Source organism: Streptomyces sp. NPDC051569, assembly GCF_044454085.1.
Lineage (GTDB): Bacteria > Actinomycetota > Actinomycetes > Streptomycetales > Streptomycetaceae > Streptomyces.
In genome coordinates this window covers 1-22,633 of record NZ_JBITDJ010000005.1, presented here as the reverse complement: position 1 = coordinate 22,633, position 22,633 = coordinate 1, and the positions used below count along the sequence as shown (strand labels likewise).

The following is a 22,633-nucleotide window of genomic DNA, read 5'->3' as shown; positions in this document are numbered from 1 at the left end:
GATGAGACGAGGACGCCGGCTCGCGATCGACGTCGGGGACGCCCGGATCGGGGTCGCCTCGTGCGACCCCGACGGGATCCTCGCCACGCCGGTGGAGACCGTGCCGGGACGTGACGTCCCGGCCGCCCACCGGCGGCTGCGGCAGATCGTCGAGGAGTACGAGCCGATCGAGGTGCTGATCGGGCTGCCGCGCTCCCTCAACGGGGGCGAGGGCCCGGCGGCGGCGAAGGTGCGTCTGTTCGCCCAGGAGGTGGCGCGGGGTATCGCGCCCCTCCCGGTGCGGCTGGTCGACGAGCGGATGAGTACGGTGACGGCGAGCCAGGGACTGCGCGCTTCGGGTGTGAAGTCCAAGAAGGGCCGCTCCGTCATCGATCAGGCCGCCGCGGTGGTCATCCTGCAGAGCGCTCTGGAGTCCGAACGGGTCTCGGGTGAGGCCCCGGGCGAGGGCGTCGAAGTGGTCATCTGATCGCGGTACGGTAACGTTCCGCGCGATGCGGCCGCATTCGAACAGCTGCCGCACAACAGAGAGGCGCAACGGACGCCGTGCCACTGGCGCTCAGCGGCCGACGCCTCGCGGCTCTAGGGGATCGATGACTGACTATGGCCGGGGCCCCGGCTCCGAACCGTGGCACCCAGAGGATCCCCTGTACGGGGACCAGGGGTGGAGCGCGCAGCAGGCCGCCGAGGGCGGCGCACCCTACGGCGGGCAGCCGCAGCAGCAGTACCCGCAGCAGCACCCCCAGGCTGAGTCGCAGGCGCAGTACGGGGGCGGACAGGACCCGTACCAGCAGCCTTACCCACCGCAGCAGTACGGCGGTCAGCAGCACGGCGGTCTGCCGCACGCGGGGCAGCAGCAGGCGGGGCAGCAGCACGGGCAGCAGCAGTACCCGCAGCAGTACGGCGATCCCCAGTACGGCGGGCAGCAGCCCCAGGCCCCGCAGCAGGCCCAGCAGGCCCAGCAGTACAACGACCCCCAGTACAACGGCGGATGGGACACCGGCCAGCAGGCCGCCATGCCGTACGGCGGGAACCCCGCGATGTCCTACGAGGGCCGGCAGGGCGCCGGCTACGGCGAGAACCCGGACTACTACGGCACCCCCGAGGCGTATCCGCCGCCCCGGCCCCCGGCACGCCGGGGAGCCGAGCCACCGGCGGGAGCGGACCCTCAGGCCGGGAACGACTGGGACGGTCAGCCTCGGCAGGAGGAGACCCACCCCTTCTTCACCGGTGACGGCGGCGACGCCGACGGCCGGGACGGGCAGGGCCGTGACGAGGCCGGGGACGACGAGGCCGGGGACGACGAGGACCCGGCCGGGAGCCGCCGGGGCAACGGCGGCGACCGCCGTGGCAAGACGAAGAAGAATCGCAGCGGCCGCGCCTGCCTGGTGCTGGCCGTGGTGCTCGTGGGCGGCGTCGGTGGCGTCGGCTACGTCGGCTACAACTTCTGGCAGGACAAGTTCGGCGCCGCTCCCGACTACGCCGGCTCGGGCTCGGGCTCGGTCCAGGTCGAGATCCCGCAGGGCGCCGGCGGTTACGAGATCGCCGCCATCCTGGTCAAGAACGGGGTGGTGAAGAGCCAGGGCGCCTTCGTCACCGCACAGGACTCCAACCCCAAGGGCAAGACCATCCAGGCGGGCGTGTACACGCTCGGCAAGGAGATGTCCGCGGCGAACGCCGTGACGGCGATGCTCGACCCCGCCAGCCGTACCGCGAACGCGCTCATCATCCCCGAGGGCAAGTCGGACGCCTGGATCTACGAACAGATCGACAAGCGGCTCGAACTCAAGGCCGGCTCCACCGCGGCCGTCGCCAAGGCACAGGCGAAGAACCTGGGCCTGCCGGAGTGGGCCGACGACAACAAGGACATCAAGGACCCGCTGGAGGGCTTCCTCTACCCGGCGAGCTATCCGCTCGCGAAGGGGACGAAGCCGGAGGCCGTCCTGAAGAAGATGGTCGCCCGCGCCAACGCCGAGTACGGCAAGCAGGACCTCAAGGCCGAGGCCGCCAAGCTCGGACTGGACTCACCGCTCCAGGTGATCACCGTCGCGAGCCTCGTCCAGGCGGAGGGCAAGTACAAGCACGACTTCGACAAGGTCTCCCGGGTCATCTACAACCGCCTGAAGCCCAACAACATGGAGACCGTCGGCCGTCTCGAATTCGACTCCACGGTCAACTACCTCAAGGGCCAGAGCACGCTCGACGTCGGCTCCGTCGACAATCTGCGGAAGATCGACGACCCGTACAACACCTACGCCATAAAGGGTCTTCCGCCCGGTCCCATCGGGAACCCCGGGGCCGACGCCCTGCACTCCGCGCTCAACCCGACGCCCGGCCCCTGGTACTACTTCGTCTCGGTGACCGAGGACAAGACGCTGTTCGCCACCACGAACGCGGAGCACGAGAAGAACCGCCGGCAGTACGAGAAGGAAAAATCCGGCCAGTGAGTTCACCCAGGCGGGCGGCGGTCCTCGGATCGCCCGTCGCCCACTCCCTCTCCCCGGTGCTGCACCGTGCCGCGTACGGGGAACTCGGCCTCGCCCACTGGTCGTACGACCCGTACGACGTGGACGAGGCCGGGCTCCCCGGCTTCTTCGAACGGCTCGACGGCTCCTGGGCCGGACTGTCGCTGACCATGCCGCTCAAGCGGGCCGTCATCCCGCTGCTCGACGAGGTCACCGGCACGGCGGCCTCGGTGGAGGCGGTCAACACGGTCGTGTTCGGCGACGACGGCCGGCGCACGGGCGACAACACCGACATCCCCGGCATGGTCGCCGCACTGCGCGAGCGGGGCGTGACCACGGTCGGCTCCGCGGCGGTCCTGGGCGCGGGCGCCACCGCCTCCTCCGCGCTCGCCGCGCTCTCCCGCGTCTGTACGGGCCCGGTGACCGCCTACGTACGCAGCGAGGCCCGCGCGGCCGAGATGCGCGGCTGGGGCGAACGGCTCGGCGTGGACGTCCGTACGGCGCGCTGGGCGGACGCGGCAGCGGCCTTCACCGCGCCCCTGGTGATCGCCACCACCCCGGCCGGTGCCACCGACGAACTGGCACCGGTAGTCCCTGACCGTCCTGGCACCCTCTTCGACGTCCTGTACGCCCCCTGGCCGACCGCCCTGGCCGGCGCCTGGTCGGCCCGCGGCGGCCAGGTCGTCGGCGGACTCGACCTGCTGGTGCACCAGGCCGTCCTCCAGGTGGAACGCATGACCGGCCGCTCGCCCGCGCCCCTCGCGGAGATGCGCGAGGCAGGGGAGAAGGCACTGGCGGCCCGTTAGGCCCGGCCCCCGTCAGCCCCCTCCCGGCCCCGGGCCGTCTCTGCCGGACAGCCCACCGCCGTACCCCTTCCGGTCCTTCCCGGCATCCTCCGGGCCCGTGCGGCACCCCCGGGCGGCGCCGTGAGAAGGCTCTCCCGGCGACCGGCTCGGCGTCCGCTTGCTGGACCGGCGGCCGGGTCGCGCCGCAGGTCGTGGGAGGATCGGACATGGCGGGCCAGGGCCGCGCACCCGGTCGCGCCGCTTGCAGTTCCAGCGCGCGAGCAGGAGGAGCACCGTTGAGCAGGCTGCGTTGGCTGACCGCGGGGGAGTCGCACGGACCCGCACTCGTGGCGACGCTGGAGGGTCTTCCCGCCGGTGTGCCCATCACGACGGAGATCGTGGGGGATCACCTGGCCCGGCGGCGGCTCGGCTATGGACGCGGCGCGCGGATGAAGTTCGAGCGCGACGAGGTCACCTTCCTCGGCGGCGTACGCCACGGCCTGACCATGGGATCGCCCGTCGCGATCATGGTGGGGAACACCGAGTGGCCCAAGTGGGAGCAGGTCATGTCGGCCGATCCGGTCGACCCCGCCGTGCTGGCCGAGCAGGCCCGCAATGCCCCGCTGACCCGTCCCAGGCCCGGCCACGCCGACCTCGCCGGGATGCAGAAGTACGGCTTCGACGAGGCCCGGCCCATCCTGGAACGCGCCAGCGCCCGCGAGACCGCGGCGCGGGTCGCGCTCGGCGCCGTGGCGCGGTCGTACCTGAAGGAGACCGCCGGGATCGAGATCGTCTCCCATGTCGTCGAGCTGGCCGCCGCCAAGGCCCCGTACGGCGTGTACCCGGTCCCGTCCGACGTGGCGACGCTGGACGCGGACCCGGTGCGCTGCCTGGACGCCGACGCGAGCAAGGCGATGGTCGCCGAGATCGACCAGGCCCACAAGGACGGCGACACCCTCGGCGGGGTCGTCGAGGTACTGGCGTACGGCGTGCCCGTCGGGCTCGGCTCGCACGTGCACTGGGACCGCCGGCTCGACGCGCGGCTCGCCGCCGCGCTCATGGGCATCCAGGCCATCAAGGGCGTCGAGGTCGGCGACGGCTTCGGACTCGCCCGGGTGCCCGGCTCGCAGGCGCACGACGAGATCCTCGCGACCGACGACGGCATCAAGCGCGCCTCCGGCCGCTCCGGCGGTACCGAGGGCGGGCTGAGCACGGGCGAGCTGCTGCGCGTCCGGGCCGCGATGAAGCCCATCGCGACCGTGCCCCGCGCGCTCGCCACCATCGACGTGGTCACCGGCGAGGCCGCGAAGGCACACCACCAGCGCTCCGACGTGTGCGCCGTGCCGGCCGCCGGCATCGTCGCCGAGGCGATGGTCGCGCTGACCCTCGCCGACGCGGTCGCCGAGAAGTTCGGCGGCGACAGCGTCGCGGAGACCCGGCGCAACGTCAGCTCGTACCTCGACCACCTCACGATCCGTTGAGCGCGACGAGCGGACCGGTGGTCGTCCTGGTCGGCCCCATGGGGGTCGGCAAGTCCACCGTGGGCGAGCTGCTCGCCGAGCGGCTCGGTACGGGCTACCGCGACACCGACGCGGACATCGTCGCCGCCCAGGCCAAGCCGATCTCGGACATCTTCGTCGACGAGGGCGAGCCGCACTTCCGGGAGCTGGAGCGGGCGGCGGTACGCGACGCCGTCCTCGGGCACTCCGGCGTGCTGGCCCTCGGCGGCGGCGCGATCCTCGACGAGTCCACCCGCGAGCTGCTCGCCGGGCTGCCCGTCGTCTATCTGACGATGGAGGTCGGCGAGGCGATCAAGCGCGTCGGACTGAACACCGCCCGTCCGCTGCTCGCCGTCAACCCCCGCCAGCAGTGGAAGCTGCTGATGGAGGCCCGCCGCCATCACTACACCGAGGTGGCCCGCGTCGTCGTCACGACCGACGACCGCACGCCCGAAGAGGTCGCGGAAGCCGTCCTCGACGCGCTGGAGCTGAAGCACCTGCCGGGGTCCCCTTCCGCGGCGGCCGACGCCGCGGACCCCCGGACCCCCGACAAGGAGAACCCCGCATGACGGACCAGGCTGTCACCCGTATCCAGGTCGGCGGCACCGCCGGAACCGACCCGTACGAGGTGCTGGTCGGCAGGCAGCTGCTCGGAGAGTTGCCCGCGCTCGTCGGACCGAAGGCCCAGCGGGTCGCGATCCTGCACCCGGAAGCGCTCGCAGGAACGGGCGAAGCGCTCCGTGAGGACCTCGTGGAGCAGGGGTACGAGGTCGTCGCGATCCAGGTGCCCAACGCCGAGGAGGCCAAGACCGCCGAGGTCGCGGCGTACTGCTGGAAGGCGCTCGGCCAGACCGGCTTCACCCGCACCGATGTGATCATCGGCGTCGGCGGCGGAGCCACCACCGACCTGGCCGGCTTCGTCGCGGCGACCTGGCTGCGCGGGGTGCGCTGGATCGCCGTACCGACGACCGTGCTCGCCATGGTCGACGCGGCGGTCGGCGGCAAGACCGGCATCAACACCGCCGAGGGCAAGAACCTCGTCGGCGCCTTCCACCCGCCGGCCGGGGTCCTCTGCGACCTCGCCGCGCTGGACTCGCTGGGCGTCCACGACTACGTGAGCGGCCTGGCCGAGATCATCAAGGCGGGTTTCATCGCGGACCCGGCCATCCTCGATCTGATCGAGGCCGACCCGCAGGGCGCCCGCACGCCCGCCGGGCCGCACACCGCCGAGCTGATCGAGCGCTCGATCCGGGTCAAGGCGGAGGTCGTCTCGAACGACCTCAAGGAGTCCGGCCTGCGCGAGATCCTCAACTACGGCCACACCCTGGCGCACGCGATCGAGAAGAACGAGCGCTACAAGTGGCGGCACGGCGCGGCCGTCTCCATCGGCATGCTCTTCGCCGCCGAGCTGGGCCGGCTCGCCGGCCGGCTCGACGACACGACCGCCGACCGGCACCGCTCCGTACTGGAGTCCGTCGGGCTGCCGCTGACCTACCGGGGCGACCAGTGGGCCAAGCTGCTGGAGAACATGAAGGTCGACAAGAAGTCGCGCGGAGACCTGCTGCGCTTCATCGTGCTGGACGGGCTGGGCAAGCCGACCGTCCTGGAGGGCCCCGACCCGGCCGTGCTGCTCGCCGCGTACGGCGAGGTGTCGTCGTGACCCGGCCGGTTCTCGTCCTCAACGGCCCCAACCTCGGCCGGCTCGGCTCCCGTGAACCGGAGGTCTACGGGTCCACGTCCTACGCGGGCCTCGTGGACGCCTGCCGGACGCTCGGCGAGGAACTCGGCTTCGACGTCGACGTGCGCGAGACGAACGACGAGGGCGAGCTGATCCGCTGGCTGCACGAGGCCGCGGACGGTGCCGTCCCGGTCGTGCTCAACCCCGGCGCGTTCACCCACTACTCCTACGGCATGCGTGACGCGGCCGCCCAGCGCACGGCGCCGCTCATCGAGGTGCACCTCTCGAATCCTCACGCCCGCGAGGAATTCCGGCACACCTCGGTGGTCGCGGCCGTCGCCAGCGGTACGGTCGCGGGTTTCGGCATCGGCTCCTACCGGCTCGCCCTGCGGGCCCTCGCCGAAGAACTGACGGGCTGACAGGGCTCGGCCACGGCTCCGGCCGGCCGACCCCGCCGACCGCCCCCCGCCGGCGTTCACGGCCTGCCGTCCCCGGCGACCGTCTCCGGCCATCGTCTCCGGCCTTTGCCCCGGGGGCGGTTGGGGGCGGTACCGTGGCCCGGGCCCATGGGGCCGCCGACCAGCGTCAGCCGTACGAGACGAAAGTGGCACCGGATGCAGCACGCAGTGGGGGCTCCGCTGCCGCCTCCCCAAGGACCGGGGCAGGGGCCCGACGGACCCGGCGCATGGGCGCACCAGGCACCTCCCGCCGGCCCGCCGACCGGCCCAGGGAGCGCGCAGGGCCCGCCGCCCGGCACCGGCTACACGCCGCCGGGTCCGCCGCCCCAGCACCTGCCCGTCCCGGCTCCCGCGCCGCCGGCCGGGCCACCGCCCGCCGACGCCACCGGGCATGTCCGGCTGCCGCCGGGCGGCCCGGTGCCGATGCCCGTCCCGCCCCCCGCCGAGGGCGGCACCGGCGCGGCGACCCTCGCCGTGCTGCTGATCGGCCCGGCCGGCGCCGGCAAGACCACCGTGGCCCGGCACTGGGCGCGCAGCCGCCGCGTCCCCACCGCGCACATCAGCCTCGACGACGTCCGCGAATGGGTCTGCTCCGGCTTCGCCGACCCGCAGGCCGGGTGGAACGACCACTCCGAGGCGCAGTACCGGCTGGCCCGCCGCACCTGCGGCTTCGCCGCGCGCAACTTCCTCGCCAACGGCATCTCCTGCATCCTCGACGACGCCGTCTTCCCGGACCGGCCCGTCGTCGGGCTCGGCGGGTGGAAGCGCCACGTCGGGCCCGGCCTGCTGCCGGTCGTCCTGCTCCCCGGCCTGGAGGTCGTGCTGGAGCGCAACGCCGAGCGCAGCGGGAACCGCAGGCTCGCCGACGAGGAGGTGGCCGGGATCCACGGCCGCATGGCCGGCTGGTACGGCTCGGGCCTGCCGATCATCGACAACTCCGCGTACGACGTCGAGACCACCGCCCGGGTTCTCGACGACGTCCTCGCCCGCTCCATCGCCAGCCCGCCGAGCTGGTAGCCGTGGGCCGCCGGAGCCGGGCGCGCCCCCCGGTCGGACGCGCTGAACCGGCCGGGGAGGACCGCCACTCATACGCTCGGGTCATGTCAGAGGTGTATGCGGTCCGACGGGCACGACTGCGCGACCGGTGCTCCGCGGCGGGAAGCGCGGCGGCCCTGGTCTCCCGCCCCGCCAATGTCCGCTATCTCGCGGGCGGGGCGCCGCCGGGCGCCGTCCTGCTGCTCGGCCCCGACGAGGACGCGCTGCTCTGTCCCCGTGCCCCCGTGGACGGCGCGGCCGGCGGACGGCTCGACGAGCAGCTGCGGCTGACCGTCCTGCCCGCCCCGAACGGCGACCCGGCGGTCGCGGCCGCCGGAATCCTCGTGCCGTCGGCCGTCGAGTCGCTCGCCGTCGAGGAACACCACCTGACGGTCGCCAGGCACCGGGCCATCGGTTCGGTCGCCCCCCGGCTGCGCCTCGCCGACCTGGGCTGCGCCGTCGAGCAGCAGCGGATCGTCAAGGGCGAGGAGGAGATCGCCTGTCTGCGGATCGCGGCCGAGATCGCGGACCAGGCGCTGGGCGAACTGCTGGAATCGATCCTGGTCGGCCGGACCGAACGGCATCTCGCGCTGGAGCTGGAACGGCGGCTCGTCGATCACGGCGCCGACGGCCCCGCCTTCCCGACCAACGTCGCCACCGGACCCAACTCCGGGCGCTACGGACACCGTCCCTCGGACCGGCGGGTCGAGGAGGGCGATTTCCTCTCCGTCAGCCTCGGTGCCGAGTACCGCGGATACCGGTGTCTGATCGGCCGCACGTTCGTCATCGGGACGTCCCCCGCCGACTGGCAGATCGAGCTGTACGAGCTGGTCTTCGCCGCACAACGGGCAGGTCGGGAGGGACTTGTGCCGGGCGCGGGCTACCGCGACGTGGACCGCGCGGCCCGTCAGCCGCTGGAGAGCGCCGGGTACGCCGAGGGGCTCTCGCCCCGTACCGGACACGGTGTGGGGCTCGAAATCGACGAGGACCCGCAGCTGGCCCCCGCGGCCATGGGTAAACTGGACGCTTGCGTGCCGGTCACCGTCGGACCGGGGGTCCACCTCCCGGGCCGGGGCGGTGTCCGGATCGATGACACACTCGTCGTCCGCCCCGAGGCGGACGGCGGACCCGAGCTACTCACCATCACGACCAAGGAGCTGCTCGCGCTCTAGCGCGCACCCAGGGTCGTCCACCAGTTTTCAGTCCAGGAGATTCCGCAACCGTGGCTTCCACGAACGACCTCAAGAACGGCCTGGTGCTCAAGCTCGACGGGGGCCAGCTCTGGTCCGTCGTCGAGTTCCAGCACGTCAAGCCCGGCAAGGGCCCGGCCTTTGTGCGCACCAAGCTCAAGAACGTGCTCTCCGGCAAGGTCGTCGACAAGACCTTCAACGCCGGCGTGAAGGTCGAGACGGCCACCGTTGACCGCCGCGACATGCAGTTCTCGTACATGGACGGCGAGTACTACGTCTTCATGGACATGCAGACGTACGACCAGATGATGGTCGACCGCAAGGCCGTCGGCGACGCCGCCAACTACCTGATCGAGGGCTTCACGGCCAGCGTCGCCACCCACGAGGGCGAGGTCCTCTACGTGGAGCTGCCCGCCGCCGTCGAGCTGGTCATCCAGCACACGGACCCGGGCGTCCAGGGCGACCGCTCCACCGGCGGCTCCAAGCCGGCCACGCTGGAGACCGGTTACGAGATCGGCGTCCCGCTCTTCATCACCACCGGCGAGAAGATCAAGGTCGACACCCGTACGGGCGACTACCTCGGCCGGGTGAACAGCTAACCGTGGCTGCCCGGAACAAGGCCCGTAAGCGCGCCTTCCAGATTCTCTTCGAGGCCGACCAGCGCGGGGCGTCCGTGCAGACGGTCCTCGCGGACTGGATCCGGCACTCGCGGACCGACGACCGTCAGCCGCCGGTCGGTGAGTTCACCATGGAGCTGGTCGAGGGGTACGCGGAGTACGCGAGCCGCATCGACGACCTGATCTCCACCTACGCCGTGGGCTGGACGATCGACCGCATGCCGGTCGTCGACCGGAACATCGTGCGGCTCGGCGCGTACGAGCTGGTGTGGGCGGACGAGACCCCCGACGCGGTGGTGATCGACGAGGCCGTACAGCTCGCCAAGGAGTTCTCCACCGACGACTCCCCGTCCTTCGTGAACGGCCTGCTCGGCCGCTTCAAGGAACTCAAGCCGAGCCTGCGCCGCGAGGCGTGAGACCCGGCACCCGCGGACGCCTCGGCCCGGACGGAAGCGCACAGCGCGTTCCCGCCCGGGCCGAGGCGTCTGCGGCGCTCCTGAGGGCCCCGGGATCCCTCCTGGCCGCCCTTCGGCGTGGGCGGCCGCTACGCGCCCGCGTGGGTACGCCGAAGGGCGGCCCCACGCGCTGTGGGCCCGCCCTCCGGAGGTGACGTTTCTTCGCTGCTGTACGGAGACCGGCGGTCAGCCCTCGTCGTGCGCGACCGCGCGACGGGCGTCCGCGTCCAGGACGCCCCAGCTGATCAGCTGCTCGGTCAGGACCGACGGCGACTGGTCGTAGATCACGGCCAGCGTGCGCAGGTCGTCCTGGCGGATCGACAGCACCTTGCCGTTGTAGTCGCCGCGCTGGCTCTGGATGGTGGCCGCGTAGCGCTGCAGCGGGCCCGCCTTCTCCTGCGGCACGTGGGCCAGCCGCTCCAGGTCCAGGACGAGCTTCGGCGGCGGCTCGGCGGCACCGCCGGGCGTCGTACCGGGAAGCAGTTCCTGCACCGGAACCCCGTAGAAGTCCGCCAGCTCGGCGAGGCGCTGCACCGTGACGGCACGGTCGCCGCGCTCGTACGAACCGACCACCACGGCCTTCCAGCGGCCCTGGGACTTCTCCTCCACGCCATGCAGGGAGAGGCCCTGCTGCGTGCGGATCGCGCGGAGTTTGGCCCCGAGCTGCTTTGCGTATTCGCTGGACATATAGCTCCCCGGACGAAGTCTGGTAACTCACTGTGAGGTTACGCAGCGTTACTTGGATGCGTCAAGCCGAGGGGAGCCGACTGCCCTCCCCGCCGCCCTCCGACAGGGCCGCCACCAGGCAACGTGCCGGCCCCTGGTAGCGTGGGTGGCGTAATTTCGACGTCCTTTAAGGTCCGTCCCGTGAGGCGGAGAAGGAGGTCCGTTTCATATGGACACACACAGCTCGGCCCAGCTCCCGGCGGACGGCCCCGGCGCCGCACGCCCCGTCCTGGAGGCGCCGGACATCGCGCGGGTCCTGACCCGTATCGCCCACGAGATCGTCGAACGCGCCAAGGGCGCCGACGACGTGGTGCTGCTCGGCATCCCGACGCGCGGCGTCTACCTCGCCCGCCGACTGGCCGAAAAGCTCGCGGAGATCACCGGACGCTCCATCCCGGTCGGATCCCTCGACATCACGATGTACCGCGACGACTTGCGCCTGCGCCCCGCCCGCGCCCTGGCCCGCACCGACATCCCCGGTGACGGCATCGACGGCAGACTCGTCGTCCTCGTCGACGACGTGCTCTTCTCCGGCCGGACCATCCGTGCCGCCCTCGACGCCCTCGGAGACATCGGCCGCCCCCGCGCCGTCCAGCTCGCGGTCCTCGTCGACCGGGGCCACCGCGAACTGCCGATCCGCGCCGACTACGTCGGCAAGAACCTCCCGACCTCCCTGCGGGAGACGGTCAGGGTGCAGCTCGCGGAGGAGGACGGCCGCGACACCGTGCTGCTCGGCCTCCAGCAGCCCGCCGCGTCCGGCGAGCGTTAGCGGAGCCCGTACGCCGCCGATCCCGTACGGAAGCGCCCGCGTGGCGCCCGCACGCCCGCACACCTCCACACACCGGAGCTCACTCCCGATGCTGCGCCTCCCAGGGGCAAGCCCCCGTACCCCCGGCCACCTCATCTCCGCCGCCGATCTGACCCGCGACGACGCCGTCCTGATCCTCGACACCGCCGAAGAGATGGCCCGCGTCGCCGACCGGCCCATCAAGAAGCTGCCGACGCTGCGCGGCCGTACCGTCGTCAACCTCTTCTTCGAGGACTCGACCCGCACCCGGATCTCCTTCGAGGCCGCCGCCAAGCGCCTGTCGGCCGATGTCATCAACTTCTCCGCCAAGGGGTCGTCGGTCTCCAAGGGCGAGTCCCTCAAGGACACCGCGCTGACCCTGGAGGCGATGGGCGCGGACGCCGTCGTCATCCGGCACGGCGCCTCCGGCGCCCCCTACCGGCTCGCCACCTCCGGCTGGATCGACGGCGCCGTCGTCAACGCCGGCGACGGCACCCACGAACACCCCACCCAGGCCCTGCTCGACGCCTTCACCCTGCGCCGCCGCCTGGTCGGCGCCGACGCGGGCCTCGGCCGCGACCTCGACGGCCGGCGCGTCACCGTCGTCGGCGACATCCTGCACAGCCGGGTCGCCCGCTCCAACGTCCTGCTGCTGCACACGCTCGGCGCCCAGGTCACCCTGGTCGCCCCGCCCACCCTCGTCCCGATCGGCGTCGAACACTGGCCCTGTGAGGTGAGCTACGACCTGGACCGGGTGCTGCCCACCTCCGACGCCGTGATGATGCTGCGGGTGCAGCGCGAGCGGATGAACGCGGCCTTCTTCCCCACCGAGCGCGAGTACTCCCGCCGTTACGGCCTGAACGGCGACCGGATGGCCCGGATGCCCGAGCACTCCGTCGTGATGCACCCCGGCCCGATGAACCGCGGTATGGAGATCACCGCCGAGGTCGCCGACTCCGACCGCTGCACGGCCGTCGAGCAGGTCGCCAACGGCGTCTCGATCCGGATGGCCGTGCTCTATCTGCTGCTGGGCGGCAACGAGCCCGCCGTCACCCAATCCCGTAACGAGGAGAACAAGTAACCATGAGCAAGATCCTTATTCGGGGTGCGAAGGTGCTCGGCGGCGAGGCGCTGGACGTCCTGATCGACGGCGAGACCATCGCCCGCGTCGGGACCGGGATCGAGGCCGGTGACGCCACCGTCGTCGAGGCCCGGGGACAGATCCTGCTGCCCGGCCTGGTCGACCTGCACACCCACCTGCGTGAGCCGGGCCGCGAGGACTCCGAGACCGTCCTCACCGGCACCAAGGCCGCCGCCGTCGGCGGCTTCACCGCCGTCCACGCCATGGCGAACACCTTCCCGGTGGCGGACACCGCCGGTGTGGTCGAGCAGGTCTGGCGGCTCGGCCGGGAGTCCGGCTACTGCGACGTGCAGCCCGTCGGCGCCGTCACCGTCGGCCTGGAGGGCAAGCACCTCGCCGAGCTGGGCGCCATGCACGACTCCGCCGCCAAGGTCCGGGTCTTCTCCGACGACGGCAAGTGCGTCGACGACGCCGTGATCATGCGCCGGGCGCTGGAGTACGTGAAGGCGTTCGACGGCGTCGTCGCCCAGCACGCCCAGGAGCCCCGGCTCACCGAAGGCGCCCAGATGAACGAGGGCGTCGTCTCCGCCGAGCTCGGCCTCGGCGGCTGGCCCGCCGTCGCCGAGGAGTCGATCATCGCCCGGGATGTCCTCCTCGCCGCCCACGTCGGATCCCGCGTCCACATCTGCCACCTCTCCACCGCCGGCTCCGTCGACCTGATCCGCTGGGCGAAGTCCAAGGGCTGGAACGTGACCGCCGAGGTCACCCCGCACCACCTGCTGCTCACCGACGAACTCGTACGGTCGTACAACCCCGTCTACAAGGTGAACCCCCCGCTGCGCACCGAGGCCGACGTGCTGGCCCTGCGCGAGGCCCTGGCCGACGGCACGATCGACTGCGTCGCCACCGACCACGCCCCGCACCCGCACGAGGACAAGGACTGCGAGTGGGCCGCGGCCGCCATGGGCATGGTGGGCCTGGAGACGGCGCTCTCCGTCGTCCAGCAGACGATGGTCGACACCGGCCTGCTGGACTGGGCGGGCGTCGCCGACCGGATGTCCTTCCGTCCGGCCCGCATCGGCCGCCTCGAAGGACACGGCCGCCCGGTCGCGGAGGGCGAGCCCGCCAACCTCACGCTGGTCGATCCCGCTTACCGTGGTGTCGTGGACCCCACGGGCTTCGCCTCTCGCAGCCGCAACACCCCGTACGAGGGGCGTGAGCTGCCGGGACGCGTCACCCACACCTTCCTGCGGGGCCGCCCCACGGTCGTCGACGGGAATCTGGCGTGACATCTGTGAACCTGCTCCACCCCCTTGCCGCCGCCCAACCGCACCACCTGGCCGCGGCCGAGCGGAAATCGGCGGAGGTGACCGACTGGGCCGCCCGCCTCGGCTGGGTGGTCGGACTGCTGCTCTTCGTCGTGCTCGTGTACTGGCTGATGCGCCAGGGCTGGAAATGGCGCGGCGGTCTCCAGTCGGACCTGCCCGAGCCGCCCACCACGCCGGAGACGACCGGTGAGGCGCGGCTGCGGATGACCGGCCGCTACCACGGCTCCACGACCGCCGGGCAGTGGCTCGACCGCATCGTGGCCCATGGCCTGGGCGCCCGCAGCCGGGCCGAGCTGACCCTGACCGACGCGGGCCTGGAGGTGGTACGCCCCGGAGCCGGCGACTTCTTCATCCCGGCCGGGCGGCTGCGCGAGGCCCGGCTGGACAAGGGCATCGCCGGCAAGGTCCTCGCCGAGGGCGGTCTGCTCATCGTCACCTGGCAGCTGGGCGACACGCTCCTCGACTCCGGCTTCCGCTCCGACCACTCCGCCGAGCACGTCGCCTGGGTCGAAGCCATCAATCTCATGAACGAATCCATCCCTACGGAAGGCCCCGCACGATGACGACCTCCACCCGGGGAAGCGCCCACCAGGCGTCTCCCGCCGTACTCGTCCTGGAGGACGGCCGCACCTTCCGCGGCCGCGCCTACGGGGCCGTGGGGGAGACCTTCGGCGAGGCCGTCTTCTCCACCGGCATGACCGGCTACCAGGAAACCCTCACCGACCCCTCGTACCACCGCCAGGTCGTCGTGATGACCGCCCCGCACGTCGGCAACACCGGCGTCAACGACGAGGACGCCGAGTCGCGGCGCATCTGGGTCGCCGGCTACGTCGTCCGCGACCCCGCCCGTACACCGTCCAACTGGCGCTCCCGCCGCTCGCTCGACGACGAGCTGACCGCCCAGGGCGTCGTCGGCATCAGCGGCATCGACACCCGCGCGCTCACCCGCCACCTGCGGGAGCGCGGCGCGATGCGCGTCGGCATCTTCTCCGGCGACGCGCTGGTCAACGCCTCCGGCGGTCCCGGCAGCCAGGTCGACGAGGCCACGCTGCTCGCCCGCGTCCAGCAGGCCCCCGAGATGAGCGGCGCCGACCTCTCCGCCGAGGTCGCCACCGCCGAGACGTACGTCGTCCCCGCGATCGGCGTGAAGCGCTTCACCGTCGCCGCCCTCGACCTGGGCATCAAGGGCATGACCCCGCACCGGATGGCCGAGCGCGGCATCGAGGTGCACGTCCTGCCCGCCACCGCCACCCTTGACGAGGTGTACGCGACCCGCCCCGACGGCGTCTTCCTCTCCAACGGCCCCGGCGACCCGGCCACCGCGGACCTCACCGTCGTCCGGGGCGTGCTGGAGCGCGGCACCCCGCTCTTCGGCATCTGCTTCGGCAACCAGCTGCTCGGCCGCGCGCTCGGCTTCGGCACGTACAAGCTCAAGTACGGCCACCGGGGCATCAACCAGCCCGTGCAGGACCGGACCACCGGCAAGGTCGAGGTCACCGCGCACAACCACGGCTTCGCCGTCGACGCGCCGCTCGACCAGGTCTCCGACACCCCCTTCGGCCGCGCCGAGGTCTCCCACGTCTGCCTCAACGACAACGTGGTCGAGGGCTTGCGGCTGCTCGACCGGCCGGCCTTCAGCGTCCAGTACCACCCCGAGGCGGCCGCGGGCCCGCACGACGCCGCGTACCTCTTCGACCGCTTCGTATCCCTGATGGAGGACCAGCGTGCCTAAGCGCACCGATATCCAGTCCGTCCTGGTCATCGGTTCAGGACCGATCGTCATCGGCCAGGCCGCTGAATTCGACTACTCCGGCACCCAGGCCTGCCGCGTCCTCAAGTCCGAGGGCCTGCGCGTCATCCTGGTCAACTCCAACCCCGCCACGATCATGACGGACCCGGAGATCGCCGACGCCACGTACGTCGAGCCGATCACCCCCGAGTTCGTCGAGAAGATCATCGCCAAGGAGCGCCCCGACGCGCTGCTGCCCACCCTCGGCGGCCAGACCGCGCTCAACACCGCGATCTCGCTCCACGAGGCTGGCACCCTCACCAAGTACGGCGTCGAGCTGATCGGCGCCAACGTCGAGGCGATCAACAAGGGCGAGGACCGCAACCTCTTCAAGAAGGTCGTCGAGGCCGTCCACGACAGGATCGGCCACGGCGAGTCCGCGCGCTCGGTCATCTGCCACACCATGGACGACGTCCTCGGCGGCGTCGAGACGCTCGGCGGCTACCCCGTCGTCGTCCGCCCCTCCTTCACCATGGGCGGCGCCGGCTCCGGCTTCGCGCACAACGAGGAGGACCTGCGCCGGATCGCCGGACAGGGCCTGATGCTCTCCCCGACCACCGAGGTGCTCCTGGAGGAGTCCATCCTCGGCTGGAAGGAGTACGAGCTGGAGCTGATGCGCGACAAGCACGACAACGTCGTGGTCGTCTGCTCCATCGAGAACTTCGACCCGATGGGCGTCCACACCGGTGACTCGATCACCGTCGCGCCCGCGATGACGCTCACCGACCGCGAGTACCAGATCCTGCGCGACATCGGCATCGCCGTGATCCGCGAGGTCGGCGTCGACACCGGCGGCTGCAACATCCAGTTCGCGGTCAACCCCGAGGACGGCCGGGTCATCGTCATCGAGATGAACCCGCGCGTCTCCCGCTCCTCCGCGCTCGCCTCCAAGGCCACCGGCTTCCCGATCGCCAAGATCGCGGCCCGCCTCGCCGTCGGCTACACGCTGGACGAGATCCCCAACGACATCACCGAGAAGACCCCGGCGTCCTTCGAGCCCACGCTCGACTACGTCGTCGTCAAGGTGCCGCGCTTCGCCTTCGAGAAGTTCCCGGCCGCCGACGCCACCCTCACCACCACCATGAAGTCGGTGGGCGAGGCCATGGCCATGGGCCGCAACTTCACCGAGGCGCTCCAGAAGGCCCTGCGCTCGCTGGAGAAGAAGGGCAGCCAGTTCGACTTCACCGGCGAGCCGGGCGGCGCCGCCGAGAAGGACGCGCTGCTGGAGACCGCCAAGGTCCCCACCGACGGCCGCATCAACACCGTCATGCGCGCCATCCGGGCCGGCGCCACCCAGGAGGAGGTCTTCGACGCGACGAAGATCGACCCGTGGTTCGTCGACCAGCTGTTCCTGATCAAGGAGTACGCGGACGAGCTGGCCACCGCCGCCGAGCTCTCCCCGGAACTGCTCGCCGAGGCCAAGCGGCACGGCTTCTCCGACGCCCAGATCGGCGGCATCCGGGGCCTGCGCGAAGACGTCGTCCGCGAGGTCCGGCACGCGCTCGGCATCCGCCCGGTCTACAAGACCGTCGACACCTGCGCCGCCGAGTTCGCCGCGAAGACCCCGTACTTCTACTCCTCGTACGACGAGGAGAGCGAGGTCGCGCCGCGCGAGAAGGCCGCCGTGATCATCCTCGGCTCCGGTCCCAACCGCATCGGCCAGGGCATCGAGTTCGACTACTCCTGCGTCCACGCCTCCTTCGCGCTCAGCGAAGCGGGCTACGAGACCGTGATGGTCAACTGCAACCCGGAGACCGTCTCCACCGACTACGACACCTCCGACCGGCTCTACTTCGAGCCGCTCACCCTGGAGGACGTCCTGGAGATCGTGCACGCCGAATCCCTGGCGGGACCGATCGCCGGCGTCATCGTGCAGCTCGGCGGCCAGACCCCGCTCGGCCTCGCCCAGGCCCTCAAGGACAACGGCGTACCCGTCGTCGGCACGCCCCCCGAGGCGATCCACGCCGCCGAGGACCGCGGCGCCTTCGGCCGGGTTCTCGCCGAGGCCGGACTGCCCGCGCCCAAGCACGGCACCGCCACCACCTTCGCCGAGGCCAAGGCGATCGCCGACGAGATCGGCTACCCCGTCCTCGTCCGGCCCAGCTACGTCCTCGGCGGACGCGGCATGGAGATCGTCTACGACGAGACCCGCCTCTCCTCGTACATCGCCGAGTCCACCGAGATCAGCCCCACCCGCCCGGTCCTCGTCGACCGCTTCCTCGACGACGCCATCGAGATCGACGTCGACGCGCTCTACGACGGCACCGAGCTCTACCTCGGCGGCGTCATGGAGCACATCGAGGAGGCCGGTATCCACTCCGGCGACTCGGCGTGCGCCCTGCCCCCCATCACCCTGGGCGGCTACGACATCAAGCGGCTGCGCGCCTCGACCGAGGCGATCGCCAAGGGCGTCGGGGTCCGCGGACTGATCAACATCCAGTTCGCGATGGCCGGCGACATCCTGTACGTCCTGGAGGCCAACCCGCGCGCCTCCCGTACGGTCCCCTTCACCTCCAAGGCGACCGCCGTACCGCTGGCCAAGGCCGCGGCCCGTATCTCGCTCGGTGCCACCGTCGCCGAGCTGCGCGCCGAGGGCCTGCTGCCGGCCCACGGCGACGGCGGCACGCTGCCGCTCGACGCGCCGATCTCCGTCAAGGAGGCCGTGATGCCGTGGTCGCGCTTCCGCGACATCCACGGCCGCGGGGTGGACACCGTCCTCGGCCCCGAGATGCGCTCCACCGGCGAGGTCATGGGCATCGACTCGGCCTTCGGCACGGCGTACGCCAAGTCGCAGGCCGGGGCGTACGGCCCGCTGCCCGTCAAGGGCCGCGCCTTCATCTCCGTCGCCAACCGCGACAAGCGCTCGATGATCTTCCCGGCGCGTGAACTGGTCGCCCACGGCTTCGAACTGCTCGCCACGTCCGGCACCGCCGAGGTCCTCAAGCGCAACGGGATCAACGCGGCCGTCGTACGCAAGCAGAGCGAGGGCGAGGGCCCGAACGGCGAGAAGACCATCGTCCAGCTGATCCACGACGGCGAGGTCGACCTCATCGTCAACACCCCGTACGGCACCGGCGGCCGGCTCGACGGCTACGAGATCCGTACGGCGGCCGTGGCGCGCGCCGTGCCCTGCCTCACCACGGTCCAGGCGCTCGCCGCCGCCGTCCAGGGCATCGACGCGCTCAAACACGGTGAGGTCGGCGTCCGTTCCCTCCAGGAACACGCGGACCATCTGATCGCGGCACGCGAGAGCGGCGAGTAGACCGGTCGAGGGGGACACCAGAAGGTGTCCCCCTCTTCATGGGGCCCTCCTCTTCATGGGGCCCTCACGGGTCCGCCCGCCGCCCGCCCGCCTCACCCGGTCTTCCTGAGGACACACCACACCATGTACAGAATCTTCTTCCGGCTGGTCTTCCGGTGGATGGACCCCGAACGCGCCCACCACCTGGCCTTCGGCTGGATCCGGCTCGCCGCCCGCGTCCCCGTGCTCCGTACCCTCGTCGCCGCCCTGCTCGCCCCCCGCTTCGAGCAGCTGCGCACCGAGGCGTTCGGCCTGCGGATGCACGGCCCCTTCGGCCTCGCCGCCGGTTTCGACAAGAACGCCGTCGCCATCGACGGCATGACGATGCTCGGCTTCGACCACATCGAGATCGGCACCGTCACCGGCCGGCCGCAGCCGGGCAACCCGAGGAAGCGGCTCTTCCGCCTCGTCGCGGACCGTGCGCTGATCAACCGCATGGGCTTCAACAACGACGGCTCGGCCGCCGTCGCCGCCCGCCTGAGCGCCCGCGAGGCGGTCTTCAGGACCACCGTCGGCGTCAACATCGGCAAGACCAAGGCCGTCCCCGAGACCGAGGCGATCGGCGACTACGTCCTCTCGACGGAGCGGCTGGCCGGCCACGCCGACTACCTCGTCGTCAACGTCAGCTCACCCAACACCCCCGGACTGCGCAGCCTCCAGGCCGTCGACCAGCTGCGGCCGCTGCTCACCGCCGTACGCGAGGCGGCCGACCGGACCGTCACGGACCGCCGCGTCCCGCTCCTCGTCAAGATCGCCCCCGATCTCGCCGACGAGGACATCGACGCCGTCGCCGACCTCGCCGTCGAGCTGGGACTGGACGGCGTCATCGCCACCAACACCACCATCGCGCGCGACGGCCTCGGCCTGGTGTCCGACCCGGCCCTGGTCGCGGAGACCGGCGGACTGTCCGGCGCACCCCTCAAGGAGCGCTCCCTGGCGGTCCTGCGCCGGCTGTACGCACGCGTGGGCGACAGGATCACCCTCATCGGCGTCGGGGGCGTGACGGACGCCGAGGACGCCTGGCAGCGCATCCTCGCGGGCGCCACGCTGGTCCAGGGGTACAGCGCCTTCATCTACGAGGGCCCGTTCTGGAGCCGCGCCGTCCACCGGGGGCTCGCCCGCCGGCTGGCCGCGAGTCCGTACGCCACGCTCGCCGAGGCCGTCGGCGCCGACACCCGGAAGGTGACCGCATGAACACCGCTCCCTCCGCCACCACGCCGACCGAGCCCTTCGGCGCCCGGCTGCGCCACGCCATGGACACCCGCGGGCCGCTCTGCGTCGGCATCGACCCGCACGCCTCGCTGCTGGCGGCCTGGGGCCTCGACGACGACATCGCGGGCCTGGAGCGCTTCACCCGTACGACCGTGGAGGCCCTGGCCGACCGGGTCGCCGTCCTCAAGCCGCAGTCGGCGTTCTTCGAGCGCTTCGGGTCGCGCGGCATCGCCGTCCTGGAGAAGGCCGTCGAAGAGGCCCGGGCGGCCGGGGCGCTCGTCCTGATGGACGCCAAGCGCGGCGACATCGGCTCGACCATGGGCGCCTACGCGGCGACCTACCTGGACAAGGACTCCCCGCTCTTCTCGGACGCGGTCACGGTCTCCCCGTACCTCGGCTTCGGTTCGCTGCGGCCCGCGCTCGACGCGGCCGCCGTCTCCGGCGCCGGCGTCTTCGTCCTGGCGCTGACCTCCAACCCGGAGGGCGCGGAGGTGCAGCGCGCCACCGCCGCCGACGGACGCTCGCTGGCGCAGCTGATGCTCGATCACCTGGCGGCCGAGAACGCCGGGGTGACCCCCCTCGGCTCGGTCGGCGCGGTGGTCGGCGCCACCCTGGGCGACGCCGGTGTGAATCTCGCGATCAACGGGCCGCTGCTCGCACCCGGCATCGGCGCGCAGGGAGCGACCCCGGCGGACCTGCCGGGTGTGTTCGGCGCGGCGGTCGGCAACGTGGTCCCGAGCGTCAGCCGGGGCGTCCTGCGGCACGGTCCTGACACCGGCGCGCTGCGGGAGGCCGCGGAGCGCTTCGCCGACGAGGTGCGGACGGCCGTCGGGGCGGCTTAGGCGTTCCGTCCCGGCAGGTTGTGGACGCTGACGGGGGCGCGCGGAGGGACGCGGGGAGGCTTTCGGTGGTGCGCGAGGAGGCCGCCGACAGCGATCCGGACAGAAAAGCAGGGCATTATGCCCGGAATGCCGGTCTCGATCGATGCTGACCAGGACTTTTCGTTCGTTCTCGCTGACTCGGGCGGCCATGGCCGCTAGTCTCCGTCGAGAGCCAACGCGCAGTGTGTTGCCCGTTGCTCACCTGGTGTGGGGCGCTCGCGTCCCGTGCCGGTCCGTATCCGACAGTTCGACATCCGAGGTGACGTAGGCGTGGCTCTTCCGCCCCTTACCCCTGAACAGCGCGCAGCCGCGCTCGAAAAGGCCGCCGCGGCTCGCCGGGAGCGGGCCGAGGTCAAGAATCGACTCAAGCACTCCGGCGCCTCTCTCCATGACGTGATCAAGCAGGGCCGGGAGAACGACGTCATCGGAAAGATGAAGGTCTCCGCCCTGCTCGAATCCCTGCCCGGTGTGGGCAAGGTGCGCGCGAAGCAGATCATGGAGCGGCTCGGGATCTCCGAGAGTCGCCGCGTACGCGGTCTCGGCTCCAACCAGATCGCCTCCCTGGAGCGCGAGTTCGGCGGCAGTGGCGCCTGACGTTCCCGGGCACCCCCAGGAACCTGGATAATCGCTGCATGGCAGCAGAGGTACGACCGCGGCTGACCGTGCTCTCCGGCCCCTCCGGGGTCGGTAAGAGCACGGTCGTCGCGCATATGCGCAAGGTCCACCCCGAGGTATGGCTCTCGGTGTCGGCCACCACAAGAAAGCCCCGCCCCGGCGAGCGCCACGGCGTCCAGTACTTCTTCGTCACCGACGAGGAATTCGACAAACTGGTCGCCAACGGTGAGCTCCTGGAATGGGCGGAGTTCGCGGGCAACCGCTACGGCACTCCGCGCCGCGCGGTCCTCGACCGGCTGGAGACGGGTGAGCCCGTCCTCCTGGAGATCGATCTCCAGGGTGCCCGGCAGGTCAAGGAATCCCTGTCCGACGCGCGACTGGTATTCCTCGCACCGCCGAGCTGGGACGAGCTGGTGCGCCGGCTCACCGGCCGGGGCACCGAATCCGCCGAGGTGATCGAGCGCCGGCTGGAGGCCGCCACCGTGGAACTGGCCGCCGAATCGGAGTTCGATACGACCCTGGTCAACACCTCGGTCGAGGACGTCGCGCGCGAGCTGCTAGCCTTGATGGCAGTTGCTTGATCGTTTTTGTGTGCTTTACCAGAATTTCCCGGTTGTTCCCAGAAGTATCTTCGGAAGGCTAGTGTCCTGAGTCGTTAATTCGTGTGCAGTATGCGGCGAGGGTGTCGAGGATGTCGTCGGCAGTCTTCGTCCAGACGAACGGCTTGGGGTTCT

General features: G+C 71.5%; 22 protein-coding genes. 21 read left to right on the top strand and 1 reads right to left on the bottom strand.

Translation table 11 applies throughout. From position 1 onward, the window contains the following. The first annotated feature begins 1 nt into the window (after position 1). From ruvX to nusB, 11 genes are all read left to right on the top strand, one after another. Entirely contained in the window at positions 2-466 is a 465-nt protein-coding gene (gene ruvX / locus ACIBAE_RS10665; protein ID WP_399283845.1) for a Holliday junction resolvase RuvX, read from the top strand. A gap of 124 nt (positions 467-590) precedes the next feature. Continuing rightward, complete coding sequence (gene mltG, locus ACIBAE_RS10660) at positions 591-2,444, top strand: endolytic transglycosylase MltG (RefSeq protein WP_399283844.1); 1,854 nt, start codon at positions 591-593, stop codon at positions 2,442-2,444. Continuing rightward, the gene (locus ACIBAE_RS10655) at positions 2,441-3,268 is read left to right on the top strand and encodes a shikimate dehydrogenase (RefSeq protein ID WP_399283843.1); all 828 of its coding nucleotides are present in this window, start codon (positions 2,441-2,443) and stop codon (positions 3,266-3,268) included. Before mltG ends, ACIBAE_RS10655 begins: the two co-directional genes overlap by 4 nt. 275 nt (positions 3,269-3,543) lie before the next feature. Next, positions 3,544-4,728 carry a chorismate synthase gene (aroC, locus tag ACIBAE_RS10650; RefSeq protein WP_399283842.1) on the top strand — a complete coding sequence of 395 codons (1,185 nt, stop codon included), beginning with the start codon at positions 3,544-3,546 and terminating at the stop codon, positions 4,726-4,728. A 38-nt stretch (positions 4,729-4,766) separates the two neighbouring features. Further along, positions 4,767-5,315, top strand: coding sequence for a shikimate kinase (locus ACIBAE_RS10645; RefSeq protein ID WP_399284259.1), 549 nt, complete (start codon positions 4,767-4,769; stop codon positions 5,313-5,315). After that, complete coding sequence (aroB, locus tag ACIBAE_RS10640) at positions 5,312-6,406, top strand: 3-dehydroquinate synthase (RefSeq protein ID WP_399283840.1); 1,095 nt, start codon at positions 5,312-5,314, stop codon at positions 6,404-6,406. The genes ACIBAE_RS10645 and aroB overlap by 4 nt, the downstream gene beginning before the upstream one ends. Beyond that, on the top strand, positions 6,403-6,843 hold the full coding sequence (gene aroQ / locus ACIBAE_RS10635) for a type II 3-dehydroquinate dehydratase (protein WP_399283839.1): 441 nt from the start codon (positions 6,403-6,405) through the stop codon (positions 6,841-6,843). Before aroB ends, aroQ begins: the two co-directional genes overlap by 4 nt. Positions 6,844-7,038: 195 nt before the next feature. Next, positions 7,039-7,899 (top strand): Pro-rich N-terminal domain-containing protein, encoded by an 861-nt coding sequence (locus tag ACIBAE_RS10630; protein WP_399283838.1) that lies wholly within the window; start codon positions 7,039-7,041, stop codon positions 7,897-7,899. Positions 7,900-7,982: 83 nt separating this feature from the next. After that, a complete protein-coding gene (locus ACIBAE_RS10625; protein ID WP_399283837.1) occupies positions 7,983-9,089 on the top strand; it encodes an aminopeptidase P family protein in 1,107 nt (368 codons plus the stop codon). A 50-nt stretch (positions 9,090-9,139) separates the two neighbouring features. Continuing rightward, a complete protein-coding gene (gene efp / locus ACIBAE_RS10620; protein WP_399283836.1) occupies positions 9,140-9,706 on the top strand; it encodes an elongation factor P in 567 nt (188 codons plus the stop codon). A 2-nt stretch (positions 9,707-9,708) separates the two neighbouring features. Beyond that, entirely contained in the window at positions 9,709-10,140 is a 432-nt protein-coding gene (nusB, locus tag ACIBAE_RS10615; protein ID WP_399283834.1) for a transcription antitermination factor NusB, read from the top strand. A 225-nt stretch (positions 10,141-10,365) separates the two neighbouring features. On the opposite strand, the gene bldD is transcribed toward nusB, so the two are convergent. Then, complete coding sequence (gene bldD / locus ACIBAE_RS10610; RefSeq protein ID WP_023542978.1) at positions 10,366-10,866, bottom strand: transcriptional regulator BldD; 501 nt, start codon at positions 10,864-10,866, stop codon at positions 10,366-10,368. Positions 10,867-11,074: 208 nt separating this feature from the next. On the opposite strand from bldD, the gene pyrR reads away from it, so the two are divergent. The 10 genes from pyrR to gmk all read left to right on the top strand — a co-directional run bounded on the left by pyrR (position 11,075) and on the right by gmk (position 22,480). After that, entirely contained in the window at positions 11,075-11,674 is a 600-nt protein-coding gene (gene pyrR, locus ACIBAE_RS10605; protein ID WP_399283832.1) for a bifunctional pyr operon transcriptional regulator/uracil phosphoribosyltransferase PyrR, read from the top strand. An 88-nt stretch (positions 11,675-11,762) separates the two neighbouring features. Further along, positions 11,763-12,773: an aspartate carbamoyltransferase catalytic subunit gene (locus ACIBAE_RS10600; protein ID WP_399283830.1), complete on the top strand. Its 1,011-nt coding sequence runs from the start codon at positions 11,763-11,765 to the stop codon at positions 12,771-12,773. A 2-nt stretch (positions 12,774-12,775) separates the two neighbouring features. Further along, positions 12,776-14,062, top strand: a complete 1,287-nt coding sequence (locus ACIBAE_RS10595) for a dihydroorotase (RefSeq protein ID WP_399283828.1) — start codon at positions 12,776-12,778, stop codon at positions 14,060-14,062. After that, positions 14,059-14,664, top strand: a complete 606-nt coding sequence (locus tag ACIBAE_RS10590) for a hypothetical protein (RefSeq protein ID WP_399283826.1) — start codon at positions 14,059-14,061, stop codon at positions 14,662-14,664. Before ACIBAE_RS10595 ends, ACIBAE_RS10590 begins: the two co-directional genes overlap by 4 nt. After that, a complete protein-coding gene (carA, locus tag ACIBAE_RS10585) occupies positions 14,661-15,833 on the top strand; it encodes a glutamine-hydrolyzing carbamoyl-phosphate synthase small subunit (protein WP_399283825.1) in 1,173 nt (390 codons plus the stop codon). The genes ACIBAE_RS10590 and carA overlap by 4 nt, the downstream gene beginning before the upstream one ends. Continuing rightward, positions 15,826-19,152 (top strand): carbamoyl-phosphate synthase large subunit, encoded by a 3,327-nt coding sequence (gene carB / locus ACIBAE_RS10580; protein WP_399283824.1) that lies wholly within the window; start codon positions 15,826-15,828, stop codon positions 19,150-19,152. The genes carA and carB overlap by 8 nt, the downstream gene beginning before the upstream one ends. 123 nt (positions 19,153-19,275) lie before the next feature. Beyond that, complete coding sequence (locus ACIBAE_RS10575) at positions 19,276-20,385, top strand: quinone-dependent dihydroorotate dehydrogenase (RefSeq protein WP_399283822.1); 1,110 nt, start codon at positions 19,276-19,278, stop codon at positions 20,383-20,385. Then, on the top strand, positions 20,382-21,245 hold the full coding sequence (gene pyrF, locus ACIBAE_RS10570; RefSeq protein ID WP_399283820.1) for an orotidine-5'-phosphate decarboxylase: 864 nt from the start codon (positions 20,382-20,384) through the stop codon (positions 21,243-21,245). The genes ACIBAE_RS10575 and pyrF overlap by 4 nt, the downstream gene beginning before the upstream one ends. Before the next feature lie 309 nt (positions 21,246-21,554). Further along, positions 21,555-21,878 (top strand): integration host factor, encoded by a 324-nt coding sequence (locus tag ACIBAE_RS10565; protein ID WP_399283817.1) that lies wholly within the window; start codon positions 21,555-21,557, stop codon positions 21,876-21,878. A 38-nt stretch (positions 21,879-21,916) separates the two neighbouring features. Next, positions 21,917-22,480: a guanylate kinase gene (gene gmk / locus ACIBAE_RS10560; protein WP_399283815.1), complete on the top strand. Its 564-nt coding sequence runs from the start codon at positions 21,917-21,919 to the stop codon at positions 22,478-22,480. The last annotated feature ends 153 nt before the right edge of the window (positions 22,481-22,633 follow it).

Bases quoted from the DNA above. Each gene is read 5' to 3' on its own strand.
- ruvX (WP_399283845.1), top strand. From the start codon at position 2: ATGAGACGAGGACGCCGGCTCGCGATCGACGTCGGGGACGCCCGGATC.
- mltG (WP_399283844.1), top strand. From the start codon at position 591: ATGACTGACTATGGCCGGGGCCCCGGCTCCGAACCGTGGCACCCAGAG.
- ACIBAE_RS10645 (WP_399284259.1), top strand. From the start codon at position 4,767: ATGGGGGTCGGCAAGTCCACCGTGGGCGAGCTGCTCGCCGAGCGGCTC.
- aroB (WP_399283840.1), top strand. From the start codon at position 5,312: ATGACGGACCAGGCTGTCACCCGTATCCAGGTCGGCGGCACCGCCGGA.
- ACIBAE_RS10630 (WP_399283838.1), top strand. From the start codon at position 7,039: ATGCAGCACGCAGTGGGGGCTCCGCTGCCGCCTCCCCAAGGACCGGGG.
- ACIBAE_RS10625 (WP_399283837.1), top strand. From the start codon at position 7,983: ATGTCAGAGGTGTATGCGGTCCGACGGGCACGACTGCGCGACCGGTGC.
- bldD (WP_023542978.1), bottom strand. From the start codon at position 10,866: ATGTCCAGCGAATACGCAAAGCAGCTCGGGGCCAAACTCCGCGCGATC.
- pyrR (WP_399283832.1), top strand. From the start codon at position 11,075: ATGGACACACACAGCTCGGCCCAGCTCCCGGCGGACGGCCCCGGCGCC.
- ACIBAE_RS10600 (WP_399283830.1), top strand. From the start codon at position 11,763: ATGCTGCGCCTCCCAGGGGCAAGCCCCCGTACCCCCGGCCACCTCATC.
- ACIBAE_RS10595 (WP_399283828.1), top strand. From the start codon at position 12,776: ATGAGCAAGATCCTTATTCGGGGTGCGAAGGTGCTCGGCGGCGAGGCG.
- carA (WP_399283825.1), top strand. From the start codon at position 14,661: ATGACGACCTCCACCCGGGGAAGCGCCCACCAGGCGTCTCCCGCCGTA.
- ACIBAE_RS10575 (WP_399283822.1), top strand. From the start codon at position 19,276: ATGTACAGAATCTTCTTCCGGCTGGTCTTCCGGTGGATGGACCCCGAA.
- pyrF (WP_399283820.1), top strand. From the start codon at position 20,382: ATGAACACCGCTCCCTCCGCCACCACGCCGACCGAGCCCTTCGGCGCC.
- gmk (WP_399283815.1), top strand. From the start codon at position 21,917: ATGGCAGCAGAGGTACGACCGCGGCTGACCGTGCTCTCCGGCCCCTCC.